Source organism: Microbacterium testaceum, from assembly GCF_029761935.1.
Lineage (GTDB): Bacteria > Actinomycetota > Actinomycetes > Actinomycetales > Microbacteriaceae > Microbacterium > Microbacterium testaceum_A.
The window spans coordinates 1,003,233-1,017,093 of the sequence record NZ_CP121699.1; the positions used below are offsets into that span (position 1 = coordinate 1,003,233).

At 70.8% G+C, this 13,861-nt stretch carries 16 protein-coding genes and 1 tRNA gene; 4 read left to right on the top strand and 13 right to left on the bottom strand.

The annotated features are described in order from the left end of the window. The first annotated feature begins 37 nt into the window (after nt 1-37). Entirely contained in the window at nt 38-280 is a 243-nt protein-coding gene (locus QBE02_RS04965) for a hypothetical protein (protein WP_279367376.1), read from the top strand. 93 nt (nt 281-373) lie between these two features. Here QBE02_RS04965 and QBE02_RS04970 read toward each other — a convergent pair. Further along, nucleotides 374-447: transfer RNA gene (locus QBE02_RS04970), tRNA-Pro, on the bottom strand. Between the two features lie 124 nt (nt 448-571). Between QBE02_RS04970 and QBE02_RS04975 the strand changes: the two genes are divergently transcribed. Further along, the gene (locus QBE02_RS04975) at nt 572-1,150 is read left to right on the top strand and encodes a GNAT family N-acetyltransferase (protein ID WP_279367377.1); all 579 of its coding nucleotides are present in this window, start codon (nt 572-574) and stop codon (nt 1,148-1,150) included. 42 nt (nt 1,151-1,192) lie between these two features. Beyond that, nucleotides 1,193-1,576 carry an RNA-binding S4 domain-containing protein gene (locus tag QBE02_RS04980; RefSeq protein WP_056227533.1) on the top strand — a complete coding sequence of 128 codons (384 nt, stop codon included), beginning with the start codon at nt 1,193-1,195 and terminating at the stop codon, nt 1,574-1,576. A 140-nt stretch (nt 1,577-1,716) separates the two neighbouring features. Here QBE02_RS04980 and QBE02_RS04985 read toward each other — a convergent pair whose 3' ends face one another. Next, nucleotides 1,717-2,619, bottom strand: a complete 903-nt coding sequence (locus QBE02_RS04985; RefSeq protein ID WP_279367378.1) for an NUDIX domain-containing protein — start codon at nt 2,617-2,619, stop codon at nt 1,717-1,719. 80 nt (nt 2,620-2,699) lie between these two features. Between QBE02_RS04985 and QBE02_RS04990 the strand changes: the two genes are divergently transcribed. Next, nucleotides 2,700-3,113, top strand: a complete 414-nt coding sequence (locus tag QBE02_RS04990) for a GNAT family N-acetyltransferase (RefSeq protein WP_279367379.1) — start codon at nt 2,700-2,702, stop codon at nt 3,111-3,113. 166 nt (nt 3,114-3,279) lie between these two features. On the opposite strand, the gene QBE02_RS04995 is transcribed toward QBE02_RS04990, so the two are convergent. The 11 genes from QBE02_RS04995 to QBE02_RS05045 form a co-directional block, all read right to left on the bottom strand. Next, nucleotides 3,280-3,717 carry a DUF805 domain-containing protein gene (locus tag QBE02_RS04995; protein WP_279367380.1) on the bottom strand — a complete coding sequence of 146 codons (438 nt, stop codon included), beginning with the start codon at nt 3,715-3,717 and terminating at the stop codon, nt 3,280-3,282. A 266-nt stretch (nt 3,718-3,983) separates the two neighbouring features. Further along, on the bottom strand, nt 3,984-5,507 hold the full coding sequence (der, locus tag QBE02_RS05000) for a ribosome biogenesis GTPase Der (protein WP_056227518.1): 1,524 nt from the start codon (nt 5,505-5,507) through the stop codon (nt 3,984-3,986). Continuing rightward, nucleotides 5,497-6,252 (bottom strand): (d)CMP kinase, encoded by a 756-nt coding sequence (cmk, locus tag QBE02_RS05005; RefSeq protein ID WP_279367381.1) that lies wholly within the window; start codon nt 6,250-6,252, stop codon nt 5,497-5,499. The genes der and cmk overlap by 11 nt, the downstream gene beginning before the upstream one ends. Then, nucleotides 6,245-7,378 carry a prephenate dehydrogenase gene (locus tag QBE02_RS05010; protein WP_279367382.1) on the bottom strand — a complete coding sequence of 378 codons (1,134 nt, stop codon included), beginning with the start codon at nt 7,376-7,378 and terminating at the stop codon, nt 6,245-6,247. Before QBE02_RS05010 ends, cmk begins: the two co-directional genes overlap by 8 nt. Nucleotides 7,379-7,430: 52 nt before the next feature. Continuing rightward, nucleotides 7,431-8,234, bottom strand: coding sequence for a pseudouridine synthase (locus QBE02_RS05015; protein ID WP_056227512.1), 804 nt, complete (start codon nt 8,232-8,234; stop codon nt 7,431-7,433). Further along, complete coding sequence (gene scpB / locus QBE02_RS05020) at nt 8,231-8,857, bottom strand: SMC-Scp complex subunit ScpB (protein WP_279367383.1); 627 nt, start codon at nt 8,855-8,857, stop codon at nt 8,231-8,233. The genes QBE02_RS05015 and scpB overlap by 4 nt, the downstream gene beginning before the upstream one ends. After that, nucleotides 8,847-9,785, bottom strand: coding sequence for a segregation and condensation protein A (locus QBE02_RS05025; RefSeq protein WP_279367384.1), 939 nt, complete (start codon nt 9,783-9,785; stop codon nt 8,847-8,849). Before QBE02_RS05025 ends, scpB begins: the two co-directional genes overlap by 11 nt. Beyond that, nucleotides 9,769-10,671, bottom strand: coding sequence for a ParA family protein (locus QBE02_RS05030; RefSeq protein WP_279367385.1), 903 nt, complete (start codon nt 10,669-10,671; stop codon nt 9,769-9,771). The genes QBE02_RS05025 and QBE02_RS05030 overlap by 17 nt, the downstream gene beginning before the upstream one ends. A 115-nt stretch (nt 10,672-10,786) precedes the next feature. After that, complete coding sequence (locus tag QBE02_RS05035) at nt 10,787-11,578, bottom strand: DUF4184 family protein (protein ID WP_279367386.1); 792 nt, start codon at nt 11,576-11,578, stop codon at nt 10,787-10,789. A gap of 1 nt (nt 11,579) precedes the next feature. Next, nucleotides 11,580-12,893: a tyrosine--tRNA ligase gene (gene tyrS, locus QBE02_RS05040; protein ID WP_279367387.1), complete on the bottom strand. Its 1,314-nt coding sequence runs from the start codon at nt 12,891-12,893 to the stop codon at nt 11,580-11,582. 53 nt (nt 12,894-12,946) lie between these two features. After that, on the bottom strand, nt 12,947-13,828 hold the full coding sequence (locus tag QBE02_RS05045) for a DUF2510 domain-containing protein (protein WP_279367388.1): 882 nt from the start codon (nt 13,826-13,828) through the stop codon (nt 12,947-12,949). Nucleotides 13,829-13,861 lie beyond the last annotated feature (33 nt).

The following is a 13,861-nucleotide window of genomic DNA, read 5'->3' on the forward strand; positions in this document are numbered from 1 at the left end:
CGCCCAGCGATCGCTTCGAGTCACGGACGGCTGATCGGTGGCCACCTTGTCGTACCGCGAGGCGGCGCGCACGGTGCGCCGCTCCGTGCGCACGATCAAGCGATGGCGCAGCGCCGGTATGACCATGACGTGGGAGATCCGGCAGGGCCAACGGGTCCGCGTCGTCGACGAAGATCTCCTGTTCGCGACGCTCCGCGACCGCCTCGACGCGGACCCCGTGCATCAGTACCGACTCCGCCGCCGGCGCGCGCAGGCCGCCATCCAAGCCGCAGGGAGGTGATGTCCAGGATGGGTCATCGTGTCTGCGTCGTGTCTGGCGCCCAACGGTGAAACGACGAAGGGCCGGAATCCCGCAGGATTCCGGCCCTATCTGTCGGGATGACAGGATTTGAACCTGCGACCCCTTGACCCCCAGTCAAGTGCGCTACCAAGCTGCGCCACATCCCGTTACCCGCGAGCGGGCAACTCCCCTATATTAGCCCCTCGCCGACGCCCCCGCGAACCAACGCCCACCCCGGGCGTGTGCGCACGCCCTTGTCCGATGTCGGAGACCCTCGCTACGGTCTCGGGCATGACGATCGAGATCCTGCCCGCCACCGGTGACCGCTTCGACGACGCCGAGACGGCGCTCGACAGCGGCGACGGTCCCGGCTGCCAATGCCAGTGGTGGCTGCTCACCAATGCCGAGTTCCAGAAGACCTCGCGCGATGACCTCGCCACGCGCTTCCACGCCGAGATGCAGGGCGATCGCGCTCCCGGACTCATCGCCTACGTCGACGGCGAGCCGGCGGGCTGGGTGCGCGTCGGTCCCCGCATCGACCAGGCGCGCCTCCTGCGCACCCGCGACGTGACGACCGCGACGGACGAGCCCCTCGACGCCGACGACGTCTGGTCGATCTCGTGCTTCGTCGTCCGCACGGCTCACCGCGGTCAGGGTCTGATGAAGAAACTCCTGGATGCCGCGGTCTCGACCGCCCGCGACGCCGGCGCCCGCGTCGTCGAGGCGTACCCCCTCGACCCCACCGTCACGAAGCGCTCCGCCACCCAGCTGTACCGCGGCACCGTGTCGATGTTCGAACAGGCGGGCTTCGATATCGTCGAGCGCCCCAAACCCGACCGCGCTCTCGTCTCACTGACCCTGCGCGAGTGAGAGCCCGTCTTACGATGGAGGTTCGCCGACGAGAGACCTGACATGACGGATGCCACGACCACCGCACGCGTCGACGCGTGGCTCTGGGCGGTGCGCGTCTACAAGACTCGGTCCGCGGCGACAACGGCGTGCCGTGCGGGCCACGTCCGAGTCAACGGCGAACGCGCCAAGGCGGCGCAACCCGTGCGCCCGGGCGACGAGTTGCGGGTGCGGATCCAGGGTTTCGACCGGATCCTCGTCGTGAAGAAGACGATCGCGAAGCGTGTCGGGGCGGCCCTCGTCGCGGAGTCGGTTGACGACCGCACTCCCCCGCCGCCCTCGAAAGAAAGCATGCCGTTCGTCCCGGTGCGCGATCGCGGCGCCGGCCGCCCCACCAAGCGCGACCGCCGCGATATCGAGAAGCTCCGCGGCCGCGAACTCGACTGACCGTCGCGTCACACCCTCAGCGATCCGTACAACCTCAGCCGCATCCCTCGCCCACCGACTGAGCTTGTGCAAATCACCGACCCGGCGAAATCGCCGACCTGTCGTCAGACCTACGACCGCCGACGCCGCTGACGCAGCCGTCAGGTCAGTTGGTCGAGCAGCCAGTGCGCTCCGCGCACAACAGCCCCGAGCTGCTCGACGCGCGCCGCCAGTTCGCGGTCGCTCGTCACGACGACCACCGGACGAAACGCCCCCGCGACCTCGCGCACGACGGCGACGATCTCGTCGTCACCCTCCCCCGGCGCGTGCCGCACCTCGATCGCGGGTGCCAGGGGCTGGGCGGACCGCGCCTGACCCTCCAGCACCGCGGTGACCGAGGGGAACCAGCGCGTCGCGGAGACCCCGAGGGCCTCGGCATCCACTCCCCGCTCCGTCAGCCGCGAGACCTTCGTCACCAGGCGGGTCGCGGCGCCGGCGCGGTCTTTCCACCAGCCGTCGGGTACCGAGCCCATGACGTTCGCCACGTCGACGACGATCGCCGGACGCACGGTCAAAGCCTCACGCAGGGCCGGCCATGATGCGGCGAAGCCGGGGTGCAGCGGCAACGAGTCGACCTCGTCGACGGCAACCCACTCCAGGGCGACGCTCTCGGGGTCGCTGATCACGGGCTCGAAGGGTGTCGTGACGTCGGCCACCAGGGTCGAATACGACCAGATGCCGAGGTCGAGCACACTCTCGAAGCGCGCCCGCACGGCATCCGCCGGCACTCCGGCCTCTTCGCCCGACTCGCGCAGGGCGCCGTCGCGAGCGGATTCGCCCTCGTGCCGCGCGCCACCCGGTAGGGCCCACGTGTTGCCGAAGTGGCTCCACGAGACGCGATGCTGCAGCAGCACTCCGCGCTCGGGGTCGAGGGCGAGCAGCCCCGCGGCGCCGAAACGACCCCAGTACTTCTCGCCCGTGGGCGCGACGACCCAGGCATCGCCCGGGTCGCGAGCCCCGTGCGGGCGTCGCGGCTCGCCGGGGGCGGGGGGCTCGATCGTCATCGTCTCCAGCCTGGCACACCCCTCGTGCGAGGGCGCCGCCGGGCGTCACATCGCGCCGCGAAACACGGAACACTGGTCGGATGGAGTACGACCTCGACGACGACCCCGAACGGATCGACCGCGACGCGGTCTGGCAGTGGCTGAGCACCGAGGCGTACTGGGGACGCTGGCGCACCCGCGCCGACGTCGACACGCAGCTCGACAGCGCGTGGCGCGTCGTCGCCGCCCACCACCGTGAGACGGGTGCGTTGGTGGGCTTCGCGCGGGCGATCTCCGACGGCGTCGGCTTCGCCTACCTGGCCGACGTGTTCGTCGTCGCCGCGCACCGCGGTCACGGCCTCGGCAAGGGCCTGGTCTCACTGATGATCGACGAGGGCCCGGGCCCTCACTTCCGCTGGACCCTTTTCACGAGCGACGCGCACGGCCTCTACCGTCAGTTCGGTTTCGCCGAGCCCGACCGGACGGCTCTCGTCCGCCCCGCCGCACCCCTCTGACGCACCGGATACCGGCTCCCCACACCGACTCCGCATTCCGCTGTCACCCGGTCAGCGCCCGGCTCCCTCGGCCGGCAGCGACCGGTGCGTGAGCGGGGCGACCGGGTCGTGGCCTCCGGAGACGACGAACGCCCCGACCACTCGGGCCGGGGCGTTCGCTCGGGTCTCAGGCGTCGAAGCGCGCACCCTCGGGTCGCCGCCCCTGCAGCGTGAACACGAAGAGCACCAGGGCGCCGATCAACGGCACCAGCCCAATGAACACCCAGAAACCGCTGCGACCGGTGTCGTGCAGGCGCCGTACGAGCACGGCGAACGTGGGGACGATCGTCGCGAGAGCCCACACGAGCCAGATCGCCCCGAGGATCACCCCGTGCGGTCCGGTGATGGTCGTCGAGCCGTCGGCTTCGATCCGGATGCCGTCGGTCAGCGTCGGCAGCGCGTTCAGCACCGTGCCCACGACGGCGGCGGTCAGCACCCACCACCAGTACTCGCTGCGACTCGCACGCCCGCCGAAGGTGGCGTACTTCGCGAAGACGCGGCGGACCGCGGCGCCCAGCGGCGCGCCGTCGTACGGCTGGTCGAGCGGCGGGGCGGCGGTGGTCATGGGGTCTCCCGGCGTCAGCAGAGGGCGGATGCCACGGCGTCGCCGTCGCGAGAGCACTGTATCGACCACCCGGTCGGATATGGGCCCGGTTGCGTCGCGCCTCGCGGCCCCGGCGCGCTTGAGCCTGCATTTCGCTGGTGAACCCGCGTCAGCCTGCAGCGAAGGTGTCAGCGAGGTGCAGTCTCGCGAGAAATCCGCGCCCGCAGACCCCGCGCACGCAAAAGCGCCCCGCCCCCACGACGGGGACGGGGCGCTTTCGACGCGGATCAGCGCTGGCGCTTCTCGCGAATGCGCATGTTGAGCACGATCGGGGTGCCCTCGAAGCCGTAGATCTCGCGCAGGCGCCGCTGGATGAACCGGCGGTAGCCCGGGTCGAGGAACCCGGTCGTGAACAGCACGAATGTCGGCGGACGCGTGGCCGCCTGCGTGCCGAACAGGATGCGCGGCTGCTTGCCGCCGCGCAGCGGGTGGGGGTGCTCGGCGACGAGCTCCGAGAGGAAGGCGTTGAACTTTCCGGTCGGAATGCGGGTGTCCCACGACTCGAGCGCCTGCTCGAGGGCGGGCACGAGCTTGTCGAGGTGTCGACCGGTGCGGGCCGAGATGTTCACGCGCGGGGCCCACGCGACGTGCGCGAGGTCCTGCTCGATCTCGCGCTCGAGGTAGCGGCGACGGTCCTGGTTCTCCATGTCGTCGTCGTTGAGGCGGTCCCACTTGTTGAACGCCAGCACGAGCGCGCGACCCGACTCGAGCACGAGGTCGATGATGTTGAGGTCCTGCACGCTGATGGGCTGCGAGACGTCGATGACGACGACCGCGACCTCGGACTTCTCCAGAGCGGTCGAGGTGCGCAGCGACGCGTAGAAGTCGGCGCCCTGCGACAGGTGCACGCGGCGACGGATGCCGGCGGTGTCCACCAGCGTCCAGAGCTTGCCACCGAGCTCCACGACCTCGTCGACCGGGTCGCGGGTCGTGCCGGCGAGCTCGTTGACGACGACGCGCTCTTCGCCGGCCGCCTTGTTGAGGAGCGACGACTTGCCGACGTTCGGGCGACCGAGGATCGCCACGCGGCGCGGTCCGCCGATCTCGTACTTGGCGACCGCCGACACGTCGGGCAGCACCTTCATGATCTCGTCGAGCAGGTCGGCCACGCCGCGGCCGTGGATCGCCGAGACGGGGTGCGGCTCGCCGAGTCCGAGGTTCCACAGGGCAGCGGCCTCGGGCTCGTGGCGGGCGTCGTCGACCTTGTTCGCGATGAGGAAGACCGGCTTGCCGCTCTTGCGCAGCAGCTTCACGACGTGCTCGTCGGTCGAGGTCGCACCCACCGTGGCATCCACCACGAAGAGGACGATGTCGGCCAGGTCGATCGCGACCTCGGCTTGCGCGGCGACCGAGCGGTCGATGCCCTTCGCGTCGGGCTCCCAGCCACCGGTGTCGACCAGCGAGAAGCGCCGGTCGAGCCACTCGGCCTTGTAGGTCACGCGGTCGCGGGTGACACCCGGGGTGTCTTCGACCACGGCCTCGCGGCGACCGAGGATACGGTTCACCAGCGCCGACTTGCCGACGTTCGGGCGACCGACGATCGCGACCACCGGCAGCGCCGGCAGGAACTCGATCGCTCCCTCGCCCGAGGCGAGACCCGCGAGGAGGGCGGCGTCTTCCTCGTCGAGGTCGAAGTCCTCGAGGCCCGCGCGCAGCGCTTCGGCCCGCTGTTCGGCGAGCACCTCGTCGAGTTGCTCCATCTTCTCGGCGAGCTGGTCGGGCCCGCCTTCGTACTCGTCTTCAACGCCCATCGCGGGCTCCCATCGTGGAGTCGACGACGCTCAGCACGGCGTCGACGGTCTGTTTGAAATCAAGGTGGGTCGAATCGACCACCTCGACGCCGGGGGCGGCGGTGAGGAAGTCGACGACCGTGGAATCAGCGGCGTCGCGCTGGTGGAGGGCTGCGGCGACCTTGGCGGCATCCTGATCCGTCATCTCCGCGCTGCGGCGCGCCGCACGCACCTCGGGAGCGGCGGTCAGCAGGATGCGCACGGGCGCGTCGGGGAACACGACCGTGGTGATGTCCCGCCCCTCGACGACGACACCGGGAAGACCGGCGGATGCCACGAGCCGACGGAACAACTGGTTCACGGCCTGACGCACGGGGGCGACGCGGGCGACGCCGCTCACGGCATCGGTCACGCGTGGTTCGCGGATCGCAGCGGTCACGTCGACGCCCCCGACACGCACCCAGCGGTCGGTCGTGTCGAGCGAGATCGCGTAGTCGAAGTCGCCGAACACCTCGAGCACCGCGGTGGCGTCGGAGGTGTCGGCACCGTGGGCGAGGGCGTGCCACGCGAGGGCGCGATAGGCGGCCCCCGTGTCGAGGAAGCCGTAGCCGAGACGGGCGGCGGAGGCCTTCGACACGCTCGACTTGCCGCTGCCGGCGGGGCCGTCGATCGCCACGATGACGGGCGCGGACGACCCCTCGGCGGGGGCCGCGAAGCCGGGCGCGGCGAGGCCGGGCCGGAACAGGGCGGGGGTGGGATCAGTCATGGGTAGTGCTCGCAATCCGCCAACCGCGCTGCTGGAGGCCGTCGACGGCGCGGCGGACCGCGTCGGGGACGACGCTGATCTCGGCCAGGCCGAACGGGGCACCGGGCGAGTGCTCGAGGCGTAGGTCTTCGACGTTGACGTCGAGGTCGCCGAGCTCGCCGAACAGGCGCCCCAGCTGGCCGGAGGTGTCGTCGACCATGACGACGAAGGTATCGAAGCGGCGGTTCTGGCCGTGCTTGCCGGGCAGGCGTTCCACGCCCTCGTTGCCGCGGCGGATGGTGTCGGCCACCGCGCGGCGGGCACCGGGCACCTCGGGATCGCGCAGGGCTTCGGAGACATCCGTGAGGTCGGCCGCGAGCTGATCGAGGACCGCGACGACGGGCGCCGCATTCGCGCCCAGGATCTGCACCCAGAGTTCGGGAGCGGATGCTGCGATGCGGGTCGTGTCGCGCACGCCCTGGCCCGCGAGACGCAGGGACCCGTCCGGCGCCTCGACGAAGCGGCCGGCGAGGAGGCTCGCCACCAGCTGCGGCACGTGCGACATGAGCGCGACGGACTCGTCGTGCTCTTCGGGTGTCATCTCGATGAGCGTGGCGCCGAGGTCGAGGGCGAGGCCCTCGACGAGGGACAGGTCGTAGGCCGAGGTCTCGCCGTCACGGCACACGACCCAGGGGCGGCCGACGAAGATGTCGGCGCGGGCCGAGATCGCTCCCCCGCGCTCGCGCCCGGCCATGGGGTGCGAGCCGATGTAGTGCGTGAGATCGACCCCTCGTTCGCGAAGGGTGCGCAGCGGTTCGAGCTTGACGCTCGCGACGTCGGTGACGACGGCATCCGGGAACGTCTCGAGCTCGCGCTGCACGACGTCGGCCGTCACGTCGGGCGGCACGGCCACCACGATCAATGAGGGACGGTCATCCGGGCGCTCGGCGCGACCGGCGCCGTAGTCGATGGCCAGGCGCAGCTGCGAGGGAGACGCGTCGACGAGTACGACGTCGACGCCGCGGGCGGTCAGCGCGTGACCGATACTGGCGCCGAGCAGGCCCGAGCCGACGACGCGGACGGTGCCGCTCGTGCGGGTCGCCAAAGGCCCGGCCGCGCGCGCGGACGTTCCGTTCGGTTCGCTCATCGGGTCTCCTGCCCTGGGCGGCGCCGCTCGCACCGCGAAGCGCCCGAGAGGCTCACTCCGCCGGATCGGCCGGAGCGCTGTCGTCCTGACGGGACAGCGTGAGCAAGGCACCGCGTTCTACTGTAGTCAACTCGCGGGCCTTCCCCACCGGGAGAGTTCCCAGGTGGAGCGGCCCGAACTGCCGACGGACCAGCTCGACGACCGGATGACCGACCTCGGCCATCATCCGTCGGACGATCCGGTTCTTGCCCGAGTGCAGGGTCAGCTCGACCAGGCTCTCGCCCCGCGAGGAGTCGAGCAGCCGCGCCTTGTCGGCGACGATGCGCCCGTCCTCGAGGTCGACGCCCTTGATGAGGCGCTGGATCGTCTGCGGCAGCACCTGCCCCTCGACCTTGGCGATGTACACCTTCGTCACCCCGAACGAGGGGTGCGCGAGCACGTGGGCCAGGTCGCCGTCGTTGGTCAGCACGAGCAGGCCGCTCGTGTCGGCATCCAGTCGTCCGACGTTGTAGAGCCGCTCGTCCCAGTCCTTCGTGTACTGACGGAGGTCGGGGCGACCGCGGTCGTCGCTCATCGAGCTCACGACCCCGGTGGGCTTGTTGAGGATGACGTAGCGCTTGGACTCGTCGAGCTGGATGGCCGTGCCGTCGACGTCGACCAGGTCGGTCTCGGGGTGGATGCGGCGACCGAGCTCGGTGACGACGAGACCGTTCACGCGCACGCGTCCTTCGACGATCATCTGCTCGGCGACGCGGCGCGAGGCCACTCCCCTGTTCGCCAGCACCTTCTGCAGGCGGATGCCGTCCTCGCTCGCCGAGCCCGCGCCCTCTGTCGCTGCGTCTGAAGCGTCGCTCATTTCAGTACCTCTCCGTCGAATCCGTCCGAGCCGTCGTCGAGCAACGGCGAGATGTGCGGCAGCTCGTCGAGCGAGTTGATGCCGAGGTTGACCAGGAGCTGGTCGGTCGTTCCGTAGTGGATCGCGCCCGTGTCGGAGTCGGTGAAGACCTCCGTGATGAGACCGCGCGACAGCAGCGTGCGCACCACCGAGTCGACGTTCACCGCGCGGATGGATGCCACCTGCCCCCGCGTGACGGGTTGCTTGTAGGCGATGACGGCCAGGGTCTCGAGCGCCGCCTGCGACAGGCGCGAGGGCGCCTGCGTGTTGACGAACTCACCGACGACGTCGTCGTGCTCCTCGCGCACGTACAGGCGCCAGCCGCCGCCGACCTCGCGCAGTTCGAAGCCGCGAACCGGTCCCCCGGTCCGACCGTCGTAGTCGGCCACGAGCGCCTCGACGGCCTGTCGGACGGCCGGCACGGGCGCGCCGACGGCGGCGGCGAGGCTCACGAGGCTCTGCGGCTCGTCGAGGACCAGCAGGATCGCCTCGAGGCGACGGGCAACGGATGCCGCATCACTCGGGCGCTGCGCGGGGATCGGGGCCTGCGCGGACGCGGTGTCGATCACGGAGTCATCGGTCATAGTCGGCTCCCAGGGCGGCGAGATTCTCTTCCGACCAGCGCTCGGCGGTCCAGCGCAGGGTGAGTTCGCCGAGCGGCTCGAGCTGCTCGAACGACAGCGCGGCGTGGCGGTAGAGCTCGAGGATTGACAGGAATCGCGCGACGACGACCCCCGTCTCGGCGACCCCGGCGACGAGGTCGCGGAAGTTCAGGGTCCCCGCGGAACGCAGCAGGGTCACCACGATCGCGGCCTGCTCGCGGATGCTGACCAGGGGCGCGTGCAGGTGGTCGAGTCCCACCGTGGGGATCTGCTTCGGCGCGAAGGCCACCACCGCGAGCGCGGCGAAATCGTCGGCGCTGAGCGTCCACTTCAGCTCCGGCACGGCGCTGCGGTACTTCTCGTCGAGCCGCACGTTGCGCGTGTGCCGCTTGTCCTCGCGCTGCAGGCAGCGGGCGAACCACGCCGAGACCTCCTTGAACGCGCGGTATTGCAGCAGACGGGCGAACAGCAGGTCGCGGGCCTCGAGGAGGGCCACCGATTCGGCATCCACCAGCTCACCCTGCGGGAGGAGCCCGGCGATCTTCATATCGAGCAGGGTCGCGGCCACCACGAGGAACTCCGACGCCTCGTCCAGATCACTCTCGGGCCCCATCTCCCGGAGATAGGCGATGAACTCATCGGTGACCCGGCTGAGCGCGACCTCGGTGATGTCGAGCTCGGCGCGCGAGATCAGGGTCAGCAGCAGGTCGAACGGCCCGTCGAAGACGGGGAGGGTGACGCGAAAGCCGGGTGCGTCGGATCCGGCCGTCTCGGCAGGCTCGGGGATCGACGTCGACTCGGGGACCGACGCGGGCTCAGCGTCCGGCGTCGCGATCTCGGCGTCCGACGCGGGCTCGGGGGCCGTCGCGAGGGCGACGGCGTCGGGGGTGTCGTCAGGCGACGGCGCCACGGGCGACCAGCTCCCGCGCCAACCGCAGGTAGGCCTGGGCGGCGGCGTGCTCGGGCGCGAACTCCGTGATCGGCATGCCCGAGACCGAGGCATCCGGGAACTTCACCGTGCGACCGATGACCGTCTCGAGCACGTCGTCGCCGAACGCCTCGACCACCCGCTCGAGCACCTCGCGCGAGTGCAGGGTGCGGGGGTCGTACATCGTGGCGAGCACGCCGTCGAGCTCGATCGCCGGGTTGAGGCGGTCGCGCACCTTGTCGATCGTTTCGACGAGCAACGCGACACCGCGGAGGGCGAAGAATTCGCACTCGAGCGGGATCAGCACGCCGTGGGCCGCCGTCAGGGCGTTGACGGTCAGCAGACCCAGCGAGGGCTGGCAGTCGATGAGGATCACGTCGTAGTCCGCCGCGACCTTGCGCAGGACCCGGGCGAGGATCGTCTCGCGGGCGACCTCGTTGACGAGGTGCACCTCGGCCGCCGACAGATCGATGTTCGCGGGCAGGATGTCGAGACCCTCGACCCGCGTCGACGCGATGACCTCGCGCGGGTCGCGCTTGGTGTCGAGCAGCAGGTCGTAGATGGTAGGCACGTCATGCGTCTGGATGCCGAGACCCGCCGACAGCGCACCCTGCGGGTCGAAGTCGATCGCGAGCACGCGTCGCCCGTACCCGGCGAGAGAGGCCGCCAGGTTGATGGTGGTCGTCGTCTTTCCGACGCCGCCCTTCTGGTTGCAGAGCGCGATGATGCGGGCGGGACCGTGGCTGTCGAGCGGCTTCGGGGTGGGGAACCCCTGATAGGGGCGACCGGTGGGTCCGAGGATGACCTCGTCTGCGCCCGTCTTCTGGCCCTTTGTGCTCGCCGACACCGAGTCTCCTGCCTTCGTCATAACGTCCCCGAGTCTAGCCGCCGCCCGTCCCCGCGCCCGTGTGACCCGCGGGCCGGGCCGAGGTCGCACCGTGCGACAACCGAGGTCTCCGAGCCTGTCGCGGGACCGAACGCCGCTAGCCCGCGCGCACCGCGACCCGCGCGCGCCGCACCTGCAGGAAGAGCGCCAGAGCCAACGTCAGCCCCGCCCACGCCGCGGCGACCTTCGTCAGCACGCCGTAGATGAGGTGCGTGGTCGTGTACTCCACGTCGAACCCGCCGTTCACCGCGAGCGCGATGACGGATGCCACGATCAACGCGACCGGGAGCGAGAGCCACCACGCCCAGCGGGCGGCATCCGGAATCTGCCTCCGCACGGGCGCGGGCGCGTGCCGCGACAGCCACACCAGCGCGAAGACGCCCAGCGCGGCCAGCCCGAAAGCGCTCGAGGCGTGCTGCAACCACTTGGCCCCCGTGAACGGCCCCCACTGACCCGCGAGAGCGGGCAGCAGTTGCTCGCCCACCCGACCCTCGTGCGTGAACAGGTCCCAGGCGATGTGCGAGGCGACGCCGAGCGCGAGCGAGAGGACGAGCCACAGGATGCCGATGGCTCCCCCGCCGACGCTCTCGCGCAGCGCCGTGCGGGCGCCGGCATCCCACTGCGCCGGCAACCGCTCCGCCACCGGTCGCGGCAGCAGCTCTCGGGTGGCCGGACGCAGCACGCACCGCCAGACCAGCAGCAGCACGAAGGCGACGACGACGGTGACCGGCAGCCACGCGGCATCGTGCGTCAGGCCGTAGCCGGGCCACATCCCGCGCACGAACAGCGGCAGGTCGGGAGTCATCGCCCCGATCGCGATCGCCGCCGGAACCAGCCGCGTGCGCAGGAAGGGCAGCGCGACGACGGCGTGGCTCGGCGTGAACGGCATGTCAGCTCAGGAAGAGCCCCGCGAGGGTCTTCTTTCCGCGGCGCAGCACCGAGACGCCGCCGGGGAGCGTCCCCTCGACGACCGCTTCGTCGCTGGTGACCTTCTCGCCGTCGAGCGAGACACCGCCCTGCGAGATCGCGCGACGGGCCTCACTCAGGCTCGCGCACAGGCCTGTGGCCGTGAGCGCCTCGACCACGGTGGAGCCGGCGGCGACGGTCGCGTGCGGCAGCTCTTCGAGCGCGCTGCGGAGCACCGCGGCGTCGAGGACCGTCGCATCGCCCTGCCCGAACAATGCCTCGGTGGCCGCGATGACGGCCTCGGTGGCCTCCACCCCGTGCACGGTCGTGAGCACCTCGCGGGCGAGACGCTTCTGCGCGGCGCGACGGAAGGGCTCCGCCTCGACCAGGGCCTCGTACTCGGCGATCTCGGCGCGCGTGAGGAAGGTGAACACCTTCAGGCGCTCGACCACGTCGCGGTCGTCGGTGTTCAACCAGAACTGGTACATGACCCAGGGGCTGCACATCTCGGCATCCAGCCAGATCGCGTTGCCCTCGCTCTTGCCGAACTTCGTGCCGTCGCTGTTCGTGATCAGCGGGGTGCCGATCGCGTGCACCGAGACGCCCTCGGCGCGGCGCACCAGGTCGGTGCCGCTGGTGAGGTTGCCCCACTGGTCGCTACCGCCGGTCTGCAGCACGCAGCCGTACTGGCGGTACAGCTCGAGGTAGTCGAGGCCCTGCAGGATCTGGTAGCTGAACTCGGTGTAGCTGATGCCCGCTTCGGAGTTGAGGCGCGCGCTGACCGCGTCCTTCTTCAGCATCGTGCCGACGCGGAAGTACTTGCCGATGTCGCGGAGGAAGTCGATCGCGCTGAGAGGTGCGGTCCAGTCGAGGTTGTTGACGATCCGCGCGGCGTTGTCGCCCTCGAAGCTCAGGAAACGCTCGACCTGACCGCGCAGCAGACCCACCCACTCCTCGACGGTCTCGCGCGCGTTGAGTGTGCGCTCGGCCGTGGGGCGCGGGTCGCCGACGAGACCGGTCGACCCGCCGACCAGTCCGAGCGGGTGGTGACCGGCCAGCTGTAAGCGACGCATCGTGAGCAGCTGCACGAGGTTGCCGAGGTGCAGGCTCGGCGCGGTCGGGTCGAAGCCGCAGTAGAACGTGATGGGGTCTCCGCCGAGCAGTTCGCGCAGCTCGCCCTCGTCGGTCGAGACGTGCACCAGACCGCGCCAGACGAGCTCGTCCCAGACGTTGTCGAAGGTCGGATCGATGGCGGGGGCGAGGGCGCTCACGGGCGCCGCGTCGGTGGAGGCAGACACCGGTTCAGGGTATCAGCGGGGGTGTCCGACTCCGGATGCCACGACCCGGGCGCTCACCAGGGTCGCTGGGGCGGGTGACCGGCGGCGGTCGCGGGCGGATCGGTCGGGAGGAGCAGAACGCGGGTCTGCGAGCGCGCGACCACCCAGATGACCGCGATGGCGACCCCGAACAGGACCGCGCACACCGTCACGAGCACGCCGATGGCCAGCTGCACGGGCCCGGCCGCGATCGAGATGAGGACGATGCCGACGACGATCGCGATCCCCGTCAACGCCGCGATCACCGTCATCGCGATGCGGAGCGTCCGCATCGACTGCTCGGCGTGCAAGGTGGGACGCACCCCGAAGGTCGACGAGAGGTAGGCCCCCCACCGCTGACCCGTCCACCACCGATGGGCGACGCGGCTGATCGGGTACCACCCCGCGCCGGGTCCGTCGACCTCTCCGGGCAGCGGACGCACCTGCTCAGGAGCGACGGGGTCTCCGACCGGGGTCGGGATCCGTCGTACACGCGTGCTCTGCGCGGCCATCGCCAACCACAACGCCGACAACGCGACGAAGAACAAGGGCAGGATCGTGAGGTTCCGCGTGAGGACGCCGGACAGCACGAAGCACAGACCCGCGAACAGGAACATCCCTCCCGCGACCCATCCGAAGACCGGCCGCTCCAGCGTCGCCCAGTCGATCCCCGCTCTGCCGCCGCGCACGCGGGAGCCCGTCCAGATGGTGCCGTCCCACCAGCGCAGCTCGACCGCTGTCGTGGGGTACCAGCCCGGCTGCGGCCCGGACTGCGCGGGCACCGCGACCGGCTGCGGCGGCGCAGCGACCGGGGCCGCGGCGGCGACCGGTGCCTCGTGCACCGTCCACTGCGTTCCGTCCCACCAGCGGACGCGCCCCGGCGTCCCCGCGTCGTACCAGCCCGGCGCAACGTTCATGCGTCCATCTCCCCCTGTGATGTGCTTCGACCG

Excerpts from the sequence above, each read along its gene's own strand:
- QBE02_RS05035 (WP_279367386.1), bottom strand. The coding sequence starts at position 11,578 with ATGCCGTTCACGCCGAGCCACGCCGTCGTCGCGCTGCCCTTCCTGCGC.
- cmk (WP_279367381.1), bottom strand. The coding sequence starts at position 6,252 with ATGACTGATCCCACCCCCGCCCTGTTCCGGCCCGGCCTCGCCGCGCCC.
- QBE02_RS04975 (WP_279367377.1), top strand. The coding sequence starts at position 572 with ATGACGATCGAGATCCTGCCCGCCACCGGTGACCGCTTCGACGACGCC.
- QBE02_RS04995 (WP_279367380.1), bottom strand. The coding sequence starts at position 3,717 with ATGACCACCGCCGCCCCGCCGCTCGACCAGCCGTACGACGGCGCGCCG.
- QBE02_RS05015 (WP_056227512.1), bottom strand. The coding sequence starts at position 8,234 with ATGAGCGACGCTTCAGACGCAGCGACAGAGGGCGCGGGCTCGGCGAGC.
- scpB (WP_279367383.1), bottom strand. The coding sequence starts at position 8,857 with ATGACCGATGACTCCGTGATCGACACCGCGTCCGCGCAGGCCCCGATC.
- QBE02_RS04980 (WP_056227533.1), top strand. The coding sequence starts at position 1,193 with ATGACGGATGCCACGACCACCGCACGCGTCGACGCGTGGCTCTGGGCG.
- QBE02_RS05045 (WP_279367388.1), bottom strand. The coding sequence starts at position 13,828 with ATGAACGTTGCGCCGGGCTGGTACGACGCGGGGACGCCGGGGCGCGTC.
- QBE02_RS04990 (WP_279367379.1), top strand. The coding sequence starts at position 2,700 with ATGGAGTACGACCTCGACGACGACCCCGAACGGATCGACCGCGACGCG.
- QBE02_RS04985 (WP_279367378.1), bottom strand. The coding sequence starts at position 2,619 with ATGACGATCGAGCCCCCCGCCCCCGGCGAGCCGCGACGCCCGCACGGG.
- QBE02_RS05030 (WP_279367385.1), bottom strand. The coding sequence starts at position 10,671 with ATGACGAAGGCAGGAGACTCGGTGTCGGCGAGCACAAAGGGCCAGAAG.
- der (WP_056227518.1), bottom strand. The coding sequence starts at position 5,507 with ATGGGCGTTGAAGACGAGTACGAAGGCGGGCCCGACCAGCTCGCCGAG.
- QBE02_RS05010 (WP_279367382.1), bottom strand. The coding sequence starts at position 7,378 with ATGAGCGAACCGAACGGAACGTCCGCGCGCGCGGCCGGGCCTTTGGCG.